The organism is Blastopirellula sp. J2-11 (assembly GCF_024584705.1).
In the GTDB taxonomy this organism is placed as follows: Bacteria; Planctomycetota; Planctomycetia; order Pirellulales; family Pirellulaceae; genus Blastopirellula.
The window spans coordinates 4526632-4542021 of the sequence record NZ_CP097384.1 but is presented as its reverse complement, the minus strand read 5'-3'; the positions used below and the strand labels follow the sequence as shown (position 1 = coordinate 4542021).

The 15390-nt window shown below is 55.8% G+C and carries 12 protein-coding genes; 11 read left to right on the top strand and 1 reads right to left on the bottom strand.

From position 1 onward, the window contains the following. Positions 1-270 precede the first annotated feature (270 nt). Positions 271-1167, top strand: coding sequence for a DUF1559 domain-containing protein (locus tag M4951_RS17970; protein WP_262023013.1), 897 nt, complete (start codon positions 271-273; stop codon positions 1165-1167). Positions 1168-1312: 145 nt separating this feature from the next. Continuing rightward, positions 1313-1741 (top strand): hypothetical protein, encoded by a 429-nt coding sequence (locus M4951_RS17965; protein WP_262023012.1) that lies wholly within the window; start codon positions 1313-1315, stop codon positions 1739-1741. A gap of 63 nt (positions 1742-1804) precedes the next feature. On the opposite strand, the gene M4951_RS17960 is transcribed toward M4951_RS17965, so the two are convergent. Then, a complete protein-coding gene (locus tag M4951_RS17960; protein ID WP_262023011.1) occupies positions 1805-3172 on the bottom strand; it encodes a Gfo/Idh/MocA family protein in 1368 nt (455 codons plus the stop codon). 68 nt (positions 3173-3240) lie between these two features. Here M4951_RS17960 and rsmG point away from each other — a divergent pair, with 68 nt between their 5' ends. From rsmG to M4951_RS17915, 9 genes are all read left to right on the top strand, one after another. Continuing rightward, a complete protein-coding gene (gene rsmG, locus M4951_RS17955; RefSeq protein WP_262023010.1) occupies positions 3241-3930 on the top strand; it encodes a 16S rRNA (guanine(527)-N(7))-methyltransferase RsmG in 690 nt (229 codons plus the stop codon). A 194-nt stretch (positions 3931-4124) separates the two neighbouring features. Continuing rightward, entirely contained in the window at positions 4125-5846 is a 1722-nt protein-coding gene (locus M4951_RS17950) for a GspE/PulE family protein (RefSeq protein WP_262023009.1), read from the top strand. A gap of 367 nt (positions 5847-6213) precedes the next feature. Next, entirely contained in the window at positions 6214-7323 is a 1110-nt protein-coding gene (locus tag M4951_RS17945; protein ID WP_002654650.1) for a type IV pilus twitching motility protein PilT, read from the top strand. A gap of 72 nt (positions 7324-7395) precedes the next feature. After that, positions 7396-9123, top strand: a complete 1728-nt coding sequence (locus M4951_RS17940) for a GspE/PulE family protein (protein ID WP_262023008.1) — start codon at positions 7396-7398, stop codon at positions 9121-9123. Positions 9124-9315: 192 nt separating this feature from the next. Beyond that, positions 9316-10716, top strand: a complete 1401-nt coding sequence (locus tag M4951_RS17935; protein ID WP_262023007.1) for a type II secretion system F family protein — start codon at positions 9316-9318, stop codon at positions 10714-10716. 125 nt (positions 10717-10841) lie between these two features. Beyond that, the gene (locus M4951_RS17930; RefSeq protein ID WP_262023006.1) at positions 10842-11852 is read left to right on the top strand and encodes a type II secretion system protein; all 1011 of its coding nucleotides are present in this window, start codon (positions 10842-10844) and stop codon (positions 11850-11852) included. Next, complete coding sequence (locus tag M4951_RS17925) at positions 11852-12955, top strand: type II secretion system protein (RefSeq protein WP_262023005.1); 1104 nt, start codon at positions 11852-11854, stop codon at positions 12953-12955. The genes M4951_RS17930 and M4951_RS17925 overlap by 1 nt, the downstream gene beginning before the upstream one ends. Next, on the top strand, positions 12952-14115 hold the full coding sequence (locus tag M4951_RS17920) for a prepilin-type N-terminal cleavage/methylation domain-containing protein (protein WP_262023004.1): 1164 nt from the start codon (positions 12952-12954) through the stop codon (positions 14113-14115). The genes M4951_RS17925 and M4951_RS17920 overlap by 4 nt, the downstream gene beginning before the upstream one ends. Before the next feature lie 32 nt (positions 14116-14147). Next, positions 14148-15329, top strand: a complete 1182-nt coding sequence (locus tag M4951_RS17915) for a prepilin-type N-terminal cleavage/methylation domain-containing protein (RefSeq protein ID WP_262023003.1) — start codon at positions 14148-14150, stop codon at positions 15327-15329. Positions 15330-15390 lie beyond the last annotated feature (61 nt).

Sequence of the window (15390 nt, the reverse complement as noted above, 5' to 3'; positions counted from 1 at the left end):
GCTGTTCGATCAAAGCGACATTCACAGAAACTTTGCGAATTTAATAAAAAAGCGTGTCGTCGAGGTACCAATCCCCCACGAATCGCGCCACTGCCTAATGAAAGATTCCTTTCATCGGCTTCTGCGAACGACGAGTCCTTAATGCGAAGTAACCGCATGTTATTTGCAGGCATTGTTGGTGCTGCAAAATCAGGCGTTTGCCGTACTTCTGTACTGCTCATCTTCTCCTCGAAATAATTCCTCCTCTATTTTCTATTCGGAGTTTCACGCATGTCGACTAGAACGTCCCGGAAACGCTTTGCGTTCACCCTTGTCGAACTTCTCGTGGTGATCGCGATTATCGGCGTACTCATTGCATTGCTGCTGCCGGCGGTTCAACAGGCGCGCGAGGCGGCTCGCCGATCGCAATGCAATAACAACCTGAAGCAGTGGAATCTCGCGTTTCACAACCATTCCGACGTTTTCAAGCACTTTCCTGTCGGCAGGCAGAATGGGACGTTTGGGCCGCGGCGCACCTGGGTCGTAACGGCCTGGCCCTTTGTCGAGCAATTGGCGCTGTTCGATCAATACGATTTGACCAAGCACTTCCACGAATCGCCGCACATCGTGCAATCGGCCGATACAGGGCTTTGTGCGAATCCGGTCGATATCTATTTTTGTCCCAGCGATGGAGGCTCGCGGCTTTGGAAGGGGGACGTTTATTGGCGATCGCGGGCCAACTATGTAGTTGGCTTTGGCGACAATGCCGCGGCCAATGCAGCGCTGCGCTCGGCGCCGTTCAAATACAACGAAAAGGTGGACTTCCGAGATATCACCGATGGTACGTCGAACACGATGATGATTTCGGAGATCGTCAAAGCGGCCGAAGACACGAACAACGATGAACGGGGAGATATTTTTAACGACGATATCGCCGCTGCTTGGTTCTCGACCCACTCGACGCCCAACTCCGGCGTTGATTCGCTGCGCGTCTGTGTGAATACGGCTCCTAATCCTCCTTGTGACACCGGTTCCACCAAAAAGAATTCAGCGCGTAGCAAACACCCAGGCGGCGTGAATGTGGGATTTGGAGACGGATCAGTGCGGTTCATCTCGCAAACGATTGACCTCGCTACCTACCAAGCGCTGGGGACGACCCAAGGGGGCGAGGTCATCGCGTTGCCTTAGCAATCGCTTTCGAAGCAGCGTGCCGGAAGCAAAGACAAACGTCAGCGAGATAACGCGCGGCTTTGTCTCCGGGGACTCCCTTGTCTATTCCCGGCCAAACGAAACGACAGGTTTGATGGTTTTAAAACGGCATAGGATCAACTTCATGACTACTTCCTCCCCGCGAAGCGTCTATTTTCTCTCCCTCTCTTCGACTCTCTTGCTTCTGCTGGCGACTGGGTGCGGGTCAGCGGATGATTCGAATGCACGGCTAACCGGCGCCGTGACTCTCGATAATCAACCGCTCAAGAACGGCTCGATCACCTTCTTACCGATCGACGGAAAGTCGGCGACCGCCGGCACGACGATTGAAAATGGCGAATTTATGCTCGTTATTCCACCAGGAAAAAAGAAGGTGGAAATCGTTGGCACCAAGGTTGTCGGGCAGAGACGCGCCTACGAAGGAGATGCGAATAGTCCCATGGTCGATATCACCGAAGATATCGTGCCGACACGATACAACGTCCAATCTGATATCACCGTCGATGTGACGTCAGGCGAGAATCACGAGGTCTTTGCGTTGACTTCGAATTAGGCGCCGTGCGCGACTACACGATGTGGTGAGGGGGACTGGCCAACATTTCGAGGAGACGCGAAATCACTCATGACTTGGCTGCGGCAAGTCTGGGAAATGGGGCGAACGAACGCTGCTGGATGAGCCAGCAGCGTCGCTTGGCGCGGGAAACTGCCAGCCATCTCTTTGTATCACCGTGCAAAGTCCCGTCGCTTCTGGCGAATCTTCAAATTCTTTCCGCGCTTCATTCCAAGTCAATTCTTTCCCAACACGTACCGCGATATTCCCTAACAAGCAAAGTGAAGTCAGCCGCGATCCATAGGCGAACGGGCAATCGGTCTCTCCGCCGCTGCGAATCGCGGCGAGCCATTCTTGGTGATGATTGCGGGGGTCTTCCATCGGCAGCGGCGAGAGTTGAAAACCATCGTTCGCCGTGCCCGGCACGATTTGGGGCATGCCGCCGAATTTGCTGGCGTAGATCTTCGCTTGCTCGCTGACGACTAAGATTCCATCGTCCGGAACACGTGCGACGCCGACAACTTCGGCCGACGGTTTTTGGCCGCCGTCATACCAAGTGAGACGAACGGGCGCGGCGCCTTCGCGCGCGACTTGGTACTTCACCACGCTCCAACTGGGGGGCGATTCGCTGGAGCCGTCGCCGGAGGTGACCGCCGAGATGGTGGTTGGCGCCGTGAGCGACAAGCCGGAGACGACCGGATCGAGCAAGTGGCACCCATTGTCGCCGAGTGCGCCGCTGCCAAAGGCCCAGTGTCCGCGCCATTGCATCGGATGGTAGCCGGGAGCATAGGGCCGCACCGGCGCTCCGCTAAGCCAGAGGTTCCAGTCGAGCCAGGCGGGAACGGGAAATTCGCCAGCTGGTCGCGTCACGCCTTGCGGCCAGAAGGGAGCGGTCGACCAGACGTGGATTTCTTGGATATTGCCAAGTTCGCCAGATTGCAAGATTTGTCGCAGCCGGCGATAGCCGCGCTTCGCGTGATGCTGGACGCCGAACTGAGTGACCACTTTCGCCGCCGCCGCTGCCATCGTTTGACAATCGGCGTAGTTGTTCGAGAGCGGCTTTTCGCAATAAACGTGCAGACCCTGCTCCATCGCCAGCAAGCTGGCCAATGCATGGGTATGGTCGGGCGAGCTGATCACCACGCCGTCTAAATTGGCTGACGAGAGCATTTCGCGAAAATCGCGAAAGCTGGCGGCTTGCGGAAAACGAGATTGAGCCTCACCGAGATACCGAGCGTCGACATCGCACAGAGCGGCGACTTCCTCGTTTTGGCAGAGGATCAGATTGCTGAATCCCTGATTTCCAACGCCGACAAACCCCAATCGCAGTCGCTCGTTGGGCGAATTGGCCCGGGTCGCCGCAGGTAAAGAGCCGGTGAAAAGAGCGGCGGACCCTCCTAATAGGAACGATCGACGGCAAATACGGTCTATCACTGGGCTTTCCCCCTCTTGTCGCAACGAGCCGTAGGGCCGAATCTAGTAGATTGGTTTTGGTTGGTCACATGAAGAGAATTACTTTGAACGAAGTTCCCCCGCCCGCGCCCAAATTCGCCACGCTTCATGAGGCGCTGATTGCGCATGGATCGCCGCTCGACGAATCGATCGTCGCGGCGCTCGATAAGTATGCGCAGATCGTGTGGGAAATGAATCAAAGTTTGAATCTCACGCGTCACACCGACTACGACAAATTCGTCGCGCGGGACGTTCTGGATAGTCTCGCATTGGCAGGGCAGCTGAAGCCGGGCGACGAGATCCTAGATCTTGGTTCCGGCGGCGGCGTCCCCGGCGTCATCATCGCCATTCTACGGCCTGACGTGCAGGTTTCTTTGTGCGATTCGGTCACGAAAAAGGCGAAAGCCTTGGAGGAGATCGTCCATCGCGCCGGGCTGTCGATTCCGGTTTATCATGCTCGCGCCGAAGATTTGCTCGAAGATTTTCGCTATCACGCGATTGTTTGTCGCGCGGTCGCCCCCCTGAAGAAGTTGCTGACCTGGCTGGCCCCCCATTGGGCCTCATTTGATCAACTTCTGGCCATCAAGGGGGGGAAATGGGTCGAAGAACGGAACGAAGCTCGTCATTTTGGGCTTTTGAACGACCTTCAGCTCCGAAAAGAGGTCGAATATACGACCCCCGGCAACGATCATCCGAGTGTGGTTTTGAAGATTTGGCCGGCTGGACGGAAAGAACCGTAAATTTCGGCACGACTTCGACTTACCAATCGGTTGACGCGGCCACGGTTTCCGAAGCATGATACATGATGAGGGAACTCGTCGTTTTATGGTGCGCGGTGTCCAAATCTATTCTTACGCCGTCGCATTCCTTATATTCTGACTTTTCGTAAACAACTGCGCTCGCAGCGATTTATCGCGTTCGGGAGGATTGCGCCTTGGCCGGAACACTCGGAGACTTTTCGGAAAACCTGATTCGACGGGGCATCGTCGGCCCTGATCAGCTTGCCGAAGCGGAGCAGCTTGCCGACAAGAATAAGATTCAGGTCCACGACGCCCTGGTTCAGCTCGGTTATGCATCGGGAAGCGACGTGATGAAGGCCCTTGCGCTAGAGCATGGGCTGGAGTACATCGACTTAGACTCGGTGTTGATTAACCCTTCGGCCGTCGAACTGGTGCCGGAATCGGTAGCCCGCGAAAACGTCATCATGCCGATGTCAGAAGAGGATGGGGCGCTGCGCGTGATCTGCAGCAACCCGTTTGACCTCGAAGCGTTCGACAAATTGCGGTTCATCTTGAATCGCAAGGTCGAAATCGCACTCGCCCCCCGCGAAAACATTCTGGAGTCGATCAACCGCTATTACGGTCAACAAGAGGGGGAATCGGCCGATACGATGCTGCAGGAGTTTACCGATACGGCGATCGACTTTACCGACACGATGCAGGAGGATACGCAGACCTACGACGACGTCTCGGCGGTCGATGACAACAGCGCCCCGGTCGTCCGGTTGGTGCAGTTGATGATTAACGAGGCGGTCCAGCTGCGTGCTTCCGACATCCACGTTGAGCCGTTCGAAGATCGCGTCCGCATTCGCTACCGCATTGATGGGGTATTGGTCGAGCGTGATAGCCCCCCCCGACGTATGTTGGGCGCGCTGATCTCCCGCATCAAGATTCTCGCGGGAATTGACATCGCCGAACGCCGGCGTTGTCAGGATGGTCGCATCAAGGCCGACGTCGGCACCAAAGAGATCGACTTGCGTGTCAATGTGATACCGACCAATCATGGGCAGTCGATCGTGATGCGTATTCTGGATAAAGACAGTATCAAAGTGGGCGTTCGCCAGCTGGGGCTGTCCGAAGGATCGTTCCAGAAGTTCCAGAGTCTCATCAAGCGACCGAACGGCATCATTCTGGTGACTGGACCGACCGGTTCTGGAAAAACGACCACGCTGTACGCCGCTCTGAACGAGCTGAACCGTCCCGACACGAAGATCATCACGGCCGAAGATCCGGTCGAATACTATCTGCCCGGGATCAATCAGACGCAGGTCCGTCACAACATTGGGCTCGACTTTGCTCGGATTATTCGTGCGATGTTGCGTCAGGCTCCCAATATCATCCTTGTGGGGGAAATGCGAGATCGTGAGACGGCATCGATGGGAATTCAAGCTTCTTTAACAGGACACTTGGTTTTCAGTACGTTACACACGAACGATGCGCCCGGTTCCATTACACGTCTGGTAGACATGGGGGTTCCCCCCTATCTCGTCGCGAGTACAATTATCGCAGTGCTGGCACAGCGCTTGGTGCGGATTATCTGCGACAAGTGCAAAGCGCCGTTCACCCCCAGCGACGCGGTTTTGGAGCAAGCCGGCATCACGCCGGAGCAAGCTGCAACCGCTACGTTTATGAAGGGACGCGGCTGCGGCAACTGCCAACGCAGCGGTTACAAAGGACGTCGCGGTATCTTTGAATTGATGCCGATGTCCTCAAAAATACGAGAGCTAGCGTTCGAAGGCGCATCCACTCAAGAGATTCGGCGGGCCGCGGTGAGTCTGGGGATGGCGACGTTGTATGACGACGGAGTCCTCAAGGCGATGAAGGGGCTCACCACCCTTGAGGAGGTGTTCCGCGTCGCGAAGCAAGTCGAGCAATAAGTCGTCCCAGACGAGTCATTTCTCGCAGCAGTTTCCAATTACGTCGCAGGGCAGGTCAAACCGTTTTTGCGAAATGCGCCACGAAACTGGCCATTTACTTGAGCGATCGGGCCGCGACGTAACAATGACAACGATCCGCCAGCTTTCCTATTCCTTTTCCTTATCCCTCATCACGGAACAGAACGGATCGCACGACAACAGCGCTCGATTGGGCTCTCTGTTGGACGTGATTCATTCCTATACCAACCAGAAACGTCAACCGGCGCACTTTCATTTTGGGAATGTGCTGGAGCGCTCCTGTCGTTATGTAATTGCTCCCAATGCTGGGGGTAATACGTCTACTTGTTGAATGCGTTAAAGGATTCGTATGGCCACGATTCTGATCGACAAGCTGCTGCAAGCCGCCGTGAAGCAAGGCGCGAGCGATATTCATATAACCGTCGGGCAACCGCCAGTGTTTCGTTTGCATGGGCGAATGCGACAACTGGATACGAAATCACTTGTTCCCGAAGACACCGTCTCGCTGATGAAAAGCATCACGCCAGAGCGTTGTCAGCGTGAACTGCAAGAGTCTGGCAGCGCCGACTTTGGTTTTGCGTTCAGCGATCTGGCCCGTTTTCGCGTTTCGATTTTTCGCCAACGCGGCAACATCTCGATGGTGTTGCGACAGATTCCGAACTCGATGCTGACGCCGGAGCAACTTGGTTTGCCTGACAAAGTGATCGAGCTTTGTAAGCGTCCCCGCGGGCTGTTTCTGGTGACAGGGCCGACCGGTTCTGGAAAGAGTACGACGCTGGCGAGCGTGATCAACAACATCAATGAGACGATCGATCACCATATCATCACGATCGAAGACCCGATCGAATTTTATCACTACCACAAAAAGTCGACGGTCAATCAACGCGAAGTTGGGGTCGACGTCCCTTCTTTCGCCGAAGCGATTCGTCGCGCATTGCGACAAGATCCGGACGTGATTCTGGTGGGTGAGTTGCGCGACTTGGAAACGATCGAAGCGGCGATCACCGCGGCGGAAACAGGGCACGTCGTGTTCGGCACGTTGCATACCAACAGCGCCGCCGGCACGATCAACCGTATTATCGACGTTTTCCCCACTAACCAGCAGGACCAGATTCGGACGCAGTTAGGCGAAGGTTTGATCGGCGTGTTGTCGCAAACGCTTTGCCCCAAGATCGGCGGCGGCCGCTGTGCGGCTTACGAGCTGCTCAACTGCACCTCCGGCATCAAAAACCTGATTCGCGAAAACAAGGTGTTTCGTATTCCGTCCATGATTCAAACCGGCGCCAAGCACGGGATGATCCTGATGGACGACTCGCTTTACAACTTGTGGAAAGCGGAGAAAGTCTCGCAAGAAGAGGTGCTCGGCAAAGCCCAGCATCCGACCGACCTGGCCAAGCGAATCGCGGACGCCAAACGGGGCTTGGAGCAAGACGAAGTGGCCGAAGCTTCCGCTCACTAACGTCCACAGAAACGACGGCAGAGATGTACCTCCAACTAGACGCAGCCAAGTAGAAGCAGCAAGGACTTATCAATGGCGATTCGACGCCTGGGACAAATTCTGGTCGACTTAGGGTTCATCAGCGATGAACAGTTAGTGCTCTTGCTCGAAGAGCAAGAGCAGCAAGCTGAGCATCAGCCGATCGGCAAGATTGCCGAAGACATGAACCTGATCACGGATGATCAGCTTGTTCAAGCGTTGGCCGAGCAATTGGGAATGCAAGTCGTCAGTCTCGACGACGTCTCGATTCCGGGCGACTTGCTGTCGCGCGTCACCGAGCCGATGGCCCAGCTCTACAAAGTGATTCCGATCTCGTTTGACGAAGATTTGAACGAACTGTCGGTCGCGACGTGCGAACCGCAGAATTTGTCGACTCAGGACGAATTACGCCAGTTTTTGGGCTACTCGATCCGCGTGGTGGTCGCGACCGAACGAGATATTCAGAAAACGCTCGATCGCTATTACTCGGAAGATACCGAAAGCTTCGAGAGCCTGGTTCACGATCTCGAAGGAGACGCCGCCCTGGCGAAGGCCGCGTCGGCGCTGATGGGCGACGGGCCGATCGACATTACGGACGCCGAAGCGCTGGCCGACAGCGCCCCGGTTCGTAAGTTGCTGAACATGGTTCTGCTGATGGCGATCAAAGATCACGCCAGCGATATTCACTTCGAGCCGTTTGAAGAAGAGTTCCGGATTCGCGTCAAAGCGGACGGCGTCCTTTTTGAAATGGTGCCGCCGCCGCGTCACTTGGCGTTCGCGATCACCACGCGGATCAAGGTGATGGCCGACCTCGACATCGCCGAACGGCGGATGCCGCAAGATGGTCGGATCGAACTGACCGTCGGCGGGCACCCGGTCGACTTGCGCGTTTCGGTGTTGCCGACGATGTTTGGCGAAAGCGTCGTGATGCGGCTTCTCGATCGCAGCGTCGTGTCGCTCGATCTCGAGAAGGTCGGCATGGATGCAGGCACGCTGAAAGATTTTCGCGTCGTGATGGAGCGTCCCAACGGCATCGTGCTTGTGACCGGACCGACCGGGTCAGGCAAGACGACCACGCTTTACTCAGCGCTCAGCGAACTGAACGCAATCACCGAGAAGATCATCACGACCGAAGAACCGGTCGAGTATGACATTGACGGCATTGTGCAAATTCCGATCGACGCCGACATCGGCAATTCGTTCGCAAATTGCTTGCGGGCCATTTTGCGACAAGATCCCGATACGATCCTGGTCGGCGAGATTCGTGATAAAGAGACCGCCGAGATCGCGATTCAAGCCTCTTTAACGGGGCACTTGGTCTTTAGCACGTTGCACACCAACGACGCGCCTTCGACCGTCACGCGTTTGAAGGACATGGGGATTCCGACCTTCATGATCACCGCCACGGTCGAAGCCATTTTGGCGCAGCGACTAGTGCGGCGCATTTGTAGTCAATGCCGCGAAGAATCGGTCCCGAGCAACGATATGTTGTTTGAGTTGAAGATGAAGCCCGAAGAACTGGCCGGACGCAAGTTCTACAAAGGGATTGGTTGCGAGAACTGCAACAACACCGGCTACAAAGGGCGCATCGGCCTGTTTGAACTGCTCATTATGAACGACGATATCCGCGACATGATCATGCGGAATGCGTCGACCGACGAGATTCGAGAAGAAGCGCGCCGCGTGGGGATGACCTCGCTCCGTGACGCCGGAATGCTGTTGGCCTATGACGGCCTGACTTCGATTGAAGAGGTCGTCCGAGAAACGGTGCTCGAAGCTTAACGCGAGAAACCAATCCAAGAATCATCGTGCTCGCAGCATGCCTGCTTCCGGCACGAGAAAAATTAACAAACAAACACGTTGAATTCACACGAACTGAGCGACACGGCGAAATAATCGCCCGACGCCAACATCCTTCGACCGACGCGACCAGCCGCGCCGCTCGACAATCCAGGCTGCACGCGGGAAAAGATCATGCCAACCTATCAATTCGAAGCGATGGACACCGAGGGTCAGGAGATCCGCGATGTAATTGATGCGCCAACCGAAGATGAAGCGGTGGCCACTATACGCCAGATGGGCTACTTCATCACTCGCATTTCTGAAAAGAAAGCGCGGGCGAAAGCAGCCGGCAAGGCAGGCGGCAAAGGGGGCCGCACGTTCGCGATCGGCGGCGTCAGCAGTCGTCAACTGACCACCTTCACGCGGCAGTTGGCCATTCTGCAAAACGCCGGTCTGCCGATCTTGCGCAGTCTGAAGATTCTCGAGAAGCAGTCGAAACCGGGACGCTTGAAAAACTCGTTGATGGACGTCTGCGAAGACATTGAGTCGGGCGCCGGTCTGTCAGAAGCGATGTCGAAGTGCCCCAAGTGCTTCAATCGTCTCTACGTCAACATGATCAAAGCCGGCGAGGCGGGCGGCGCCTTAGAAGTGATTTTGCTGCGTCTGGCCGACTTCATGGAACGGGACGAAGACCTGAAGCGCAAAGTCAAAGGCGCGATGATTTACCCGGCGGTGGTCATCACCGTGGCGGTCGGTATTTTGACCTTCATCATGATCAAGATCGTGCCGGTGTTTAAGCAGATCTTCGACGACTTCGAGCTCGATTTGCCGCCGCCGACGCAACTGTTGATCACCATGTCGACGGCGATCGTCAACTACTGGTACGTGATTCCAATGATCCCGATGGCGTTGGTCTTGTTCGTCAAGTTGCTGCGGAAATTCAAACAAGGCCGCATGGGCTGGGATTTGTTCTTCTTGAATATCCCGATCGCCGGCAGCTTGCAAGAGAAGAACATCCTGGCGCGCACCACGCGTACCCTGGGTACGCTGATCGCGTCTGGCGTACCGATCTTGGAGTGCTTGAACATTGCCCGTGATACGTCAGGGCACGCGATGTTCGAGAAGATGTATCACAATGTCTCCGAGTCGATCAAAGAAGGTGAATCGATCTTCAAACCGATGGAAGAAAACTGCCGCGCTCCGTTTCACCCGGTCGCGCTCTTCCTGTGGATGCTGTTCCCCTCACTGCCGGCCGCCGCGCTGATGATCGTGCCAGGCGATGTCGCCCAGTACGCGCCGACCGCGATCGGCGTGACCGCCGTCTGCGGCGCGTTGTGGTACTTCATGCGAATGAAACGTCGCGTGGTCGAACTGTTTGTGACCAACATGATCGACGTGGGCGAAGAGACCGGCGAACTCGATACGATGCTGTTCAAAGTCGCCGACACCTACGACGAGGATGTCAGCGTGATGACCGAATCGTTGACCAAGCTGCTCGAACCGATCTTGATCGTGTTCCTCGGCATCTCGGTCGGCTTTATCGTCGTCTCGCTCTTCCTGCCGCTGGTCAGCTTGATTCAAAACCTGTCGTAAACCTTATCGCAATGCGGGGAGGCCGCTCGCCAGCCGAGCCTCCCTGCGGCAATCACCCCCACTACATAACCACTTATTACGAACCGCGGCAGCGAAGCCGACGCGTTTACCAGGAAAGGTTCGCCATGAAGACTCGGGCACTTGCAACGCGGCGCAAATTAACACAGCGCGGGTTTACGCTCGTAGAACTGCTGGTCGTGATCACGATCATCGGCATCCTGGCCGGCTTAGCGCTGGTCGCCATTCCGGCGGCCGTGGGTCGCGTGAAGGAAGCGGCGATTACCGCCGAATTGGCGCAGATCGAAACGGCGATGAAGCTGTTTCAAAGCGATCATGGCGCTTTTCCACCTGACTTGAACGCGACTTGTTATCCAACGGTAGGAGAGCGACAGGGAAAAATTCGGTCGTTTATGCGCAAGTTATCGCCTCGAATTGTCGCTAACGATCTTCTCAATCAATATGATCCTACAGACATGGATCAACTCAAATTGATCCAAAATTTGGAGCTTGCAGGCTGCGTTTCGCCCAACGCGGCGGCTGGCACGATTGTAAATGGGAAATTAGAGCTTGATAGAATTGGCCCTGCCGAAGCGCTGGTCGTTTTCCTGAGCGGCTTCAGCTCGGACGTGGAGAGACCTTTTACAGGGACCGGCGATCGTAAGAAGTATTTTGGATTTGCCGTCGAACGCTTGAAAGATTTGGATAACGACGGCTGGCTAGAATATTACCCCAGCGGCGTTGATGGCGCTCCCTACGTCTATTTTAATTCGACCAGCTATGTCAACGGGAACGGCGTCGCAAGATTTCCTAACGACCCAAATGCGATGGACGCTGTTTACTCCACGGTAGGTCAAGCACGTCCCTACTGCGCCACGATTGGAAGCACTTCTGGGTTCGCCAATCCTGACACGTTTCAGATTGTCACCGCCGGCATCGATGGCCATTTCGGTAATTTCCCCGACTTCACCGATACGGATGATACGAAATATTATCCAACGGGCTTGTCAGGAGGATCGCTTACCGGCACGCAAAGCGGGTTTGCGTTTACCGTCAACGCCATCGCCTACACCACCGACGATCGCGACAACATCACCAACTTTGCTCAGGGGCCGTTGCGTAACAAGGAGCCTGAATAATGATGCGTAATCACGCGCGAAACGACCGCCGCGGGCGGACTGCTGCTCGCCGCGGATTTACGCTGGTCGAAATGTTGGTCGTCGTGATGATCCTCGGCCTGCTCTCCGGCATGGTCCTGCTGGCCCTAGCCGGCGCCGGCGAAACGGCCCGCGAAGCGCGGACCCGCGGCCAAATCCAAAAGCTCAACGAGTTCATCATGACTCGCTACGAGAGCTATCGGACGCGGCGGACTCCGCGCGGGACGAGTAGCAACCCGATCGCTCAGGCACGACAACGCGTCGATCAAATTCGTGCGTTGATGGTGCAGGAAATGCCCGACCGTAAAACCGATCTGCAAACGGTTTATACTCCCGGCGGTTCCTTTTCGACGATTTATGCGCGTCATCAACGGGCGATTATGGCCTTTACCGGGAACTCGACTTGGGGCCCAGCGTATGCTGCTTGGACGCCTGACAATCAACATTCGGAATGTCTCTATCTCATCTTGGCGTCGATCACCGATGGTGAAACGAACGCTCTCGACTTCTTACACGACAGCGAAGTCGGAGATACCGACGACGATGGCGTTCCCGAAGTTCTGGACGGTTGGGGCAATCCGATCGCCTTTTTGCGTTGGCCGCAAGGACATATCGGCATTGAAACTTCGCTGCAGGATATTCGCGTATTTGACTCGCTTGATCCTTTGCGAGTGCGCGGCGACTTAGTAACGAACACCCCTTTGCCTGCAGTACCGCCCGGGGACAACAAAACTGACGTTCATCCTTTGGGGACAGGGTTTGCTCATTTCAATCTGATGCCGTTAGTCGTGTCAGCCGGGAAGGATGGCATTTTTGACATCGGCGGTGATGAATCGGCCGCTACCAATGGCGACGCAGAACGAGGAATTCATTTAGTCGATGCAGCAAGCACTGGGCCGCTTGATTTCGTCACCGCACAGATCAATCCTTACTTTCATGCTCCGCTGTCGATCAACCTGATTGACCCCGACAATACCAGTATCTACGGCGTCGGCGTCATGATGGACGTCAACGGCGACGGCTATGACAACTCGGTCGACAACATCAGCAATCACTACTTGATTGTCGGAGGTAACGCACCATGAGCGGTCTGACATACACACCAAAACGAAACCGCCGCGGCGTGACCTTGGTCGAGCTGTTGGTTGTCGTCACACTGTTGTCGATCTTGCTCGGCATCGCCGCGACCGCCGCACGCACTGGTGCTCGCGGCAAGAAACAACGCGAAGCGGCGCGCCAAGTAAATGCATTTATCGCCGGTGCTCGTACGCGAGCGCTTGAACTGGGGCGCTCTGTTGGCGTCGAGATCGTCAACAACCGTCCGAACGAACCGCAGGCTGGTTTGACGTTGTTCATGGTCGAAACTCCGCCGCCGTATGCCGGGAATTTGACGAATTCCACGTGCTCGATCAGCACTGTGCCCACATTTGGTGGTGTTGATTCACAGGGTAATAACATCGGTGGAAAGCTGACGGTTCGATTTAATAGCACTAGCGATACGCTGCTTCTCGAAAATGATTTTTTGACTCGCGGCGATGTCGTATTCTTCGGCTACAGTAATCAGCCGTATTACATCGATCTGCCGGGGGCCGCCGCCAGCGGAAGCCGCGATGTCGTCATCACTTGGAATATTGATCAACCTGCGCCATTTCCCTGGTACACCAGTTCGATGGGAACCATCACTGGACCGTTCAAAATCTACCGCCAACCGCAGCGCAACAGCGTCACGCCGCTGCAGATGCCGACCGGCGTTTGTATTGACTTAGCGTTCTCGGGACTGGGGACGACCGGGTATGGGACCAATTCGACGGGGATCGCTTCGCAAGCTTTTACCGGCACGCCTACGACTGAGGAATATCCCAAGATCATGTTCGGCCCCAAGGGAGGCGTCGACGCTTACTATTGGCAATCGGGCGTGACGACTACCGCCGTGAACACTTCCGCGACGCTGCCGGTGGGCAATATCAACTTGCTGATTGGTCGTTATGACAAAGTGATCGCGGTGACGGATCTCGGAAACGATTTGTCCCTTCCCGCGAACGTCCTTTCGTTGTTCACGGCGCCCACCGACGACGGCAGCAATATCGCCGATCCTGAGGCGATGTGGGTTTCGATCAATCGGCTGACGGGCAACATCGCGACGACCAACAACGGCGCCGTCAGCAACACGGTCGCGTCGGCGCCGGAGGCGATCGCGTCGGCTCGCCGCTTCGCCAAGCAGGCTCAAAACATCTCGGGCCGATAACCGAAATCCAACGTGACGTAATGATAAGAACCATGCAGCCAACTCGAAATCGCCGCCGCGGCATCACGCTGGTCGAAGTGTTGATGTCGACGATGGTCGTGATGCTGGGGATCCTCGGCTTGATCTCGCTGATTCCGCTCGGCAGCCATCTGGCCGAACGGGGAACCCGCAGCGATCGCGTCGCCAGCATTGGACGCCGCGTCCAGCGCGAAGCGAAAGTCTACGGCATGATGAACCCGGATTCTTGGTTGGATCCGCTGAAGTCTCCAACGCCAGTCGATCAAACTCGGTTTCGTACTAGTGCCAGTTCACTGCCTGTTCGCCAGTCTTACCTGATCGACCCGATGTTTTTTATTGACAGTGCTACGCAGCGTCAGTTCTTTCCCTATGACACGACGGCGACGCCGCAAATGCGTCGTCTATCGTTAGGGAGCTACAACGCCAGCTTTCCGTTCATGGAGAGCCGTGCCGAACGCGCGTTCGTTTCTGACGATGACTATGGAGTGGGAACTGCCGGCGGTTATGAACGTCCCAAGGATCGCGAAGAACCGCTGTTACAGAAGTTTTTCACGCGCGGCGGCACGAACATTCGCCGTCAATCGCAAGGGACTTATAGCTGGGCGATCATGCTGGTTCCAGAGGCGTCATCGACGCGAGTAAACACGTCGACCGGCGGTAACATGCCTCCGTTTGCCACGGCGGCAGCGGGAAGTACGACTGGCAATTCGCAACCACCGACAGATCAATATGTGATGTCGACGATTATTTTTCAAAATCGTCAGGGCGATATCCCGACCAGCGCCGACATTGCCGGAGCAACGGAAAGAGGCCTGCTGAACGAGCGCGTCCTCACCGTCGAAACGGGAAGTTTCATCAGCGGCGGAGGCACCACCGGCGAAATCCAACTTACGGCCGGGACGCCGGAGTTGCTGGACATGAAAACCGGCGATTGGATTTGCCTGACAGTGCGTGTCACGCGAACAATAGGCTCGAACATGTATTACTGGGGCGACAATTTCAAATGGTATCGTGTTGTCGCCATGGATGAAATTGAAGAGGTTACCGTTGGATCCAAGTATGACCTTCGACTCACATTGGATGGTCCTGATTGGAACGCAATGGACCCGCCCACTCAAGCCATCTACGTCGAAGACGTAGTCGGCGTTTACGAACGAAAGGTCCGCTTGGAGACGGGCTCTCCTTGGACCCCATAAAAACTCACTCCTTACTTTTCCCAACGACTACTCGTACCAGCAATTCAAGCGGCCGACTTAC

Excerpts from the sequence above, each read along its gene's own strand:
- M4951_RS17970 (WP_262023013.1), top strand. The coding sequence starts at position 271 with ATGTCGACTAGAACGTCCCGGAAACGCTTTGCGTTCACCCTTGTCGAA.
- rsmG (WP_262023010.1), top strand. The coding sequence starts at position 3,241 with ATGAAGAGAATTACTTTGAACGAAGTTCCCCCGCCCGCGCCCAAATTC.
- M4951_RS17940 (WP_262023008.1), top strand. The coding sequence starts at position 7,396 with ATGGCGATTCGACGCCTGGGACAAATTCTGGTCGACTTAGGGTTCATC.
- M4951_RS17925 (WP_262023005.1), top strand. The coding sequence starts at position 11,852 with ATGATGCGTAATCACGCGCGAAACGACCGCCGCGGGCGGACTGCTGCT.
- M4951_RS17930 (WP_262023006.1), top strand. The coding sequence starts at position 10,842 with ATGAAGACTCGGGCACTTGCAACGCGGCGCAAATTAACACAGCGCGGG.
- M4951_RS17935 (WP_262023007.1), top strand. The coding sequence starts at position 9,316 with ATGCCAACCTATCAATTCGAAGCGATGGACACCGAGGGTCAGGAGATC.
- M4951_RS17915 (WP_262023003.1), top strand. The coding sequence starts at position 14,148 with ATGCAGCCAACTCGAAATCGCCGCCGCGGCATCACGCTGGTCGAAGTG.
- M4951_RS17965 (WP_262023012.1), top strand. The coding sequence starts at position 1,313 with ATGACTACTTCCTCCCCGCGAAGCGTCTATTTTCTCTCCCTCTCTTCG.
- M4951_RS17920 (WP_262023004.1), top strand. The coding sequence starts at position 12,952 with ATGAGCGGTCTGACATACACACCAAAACGAAACCGCCGCGGCGTGACC.
- M4951_RS17945 (WP_002654650.1), top strand. The coding sequence starts at position 6,214 with ATGGCCACGATTCTGATCGACAAGCTGCTGCAAGCCGCCGTGAAGCAA.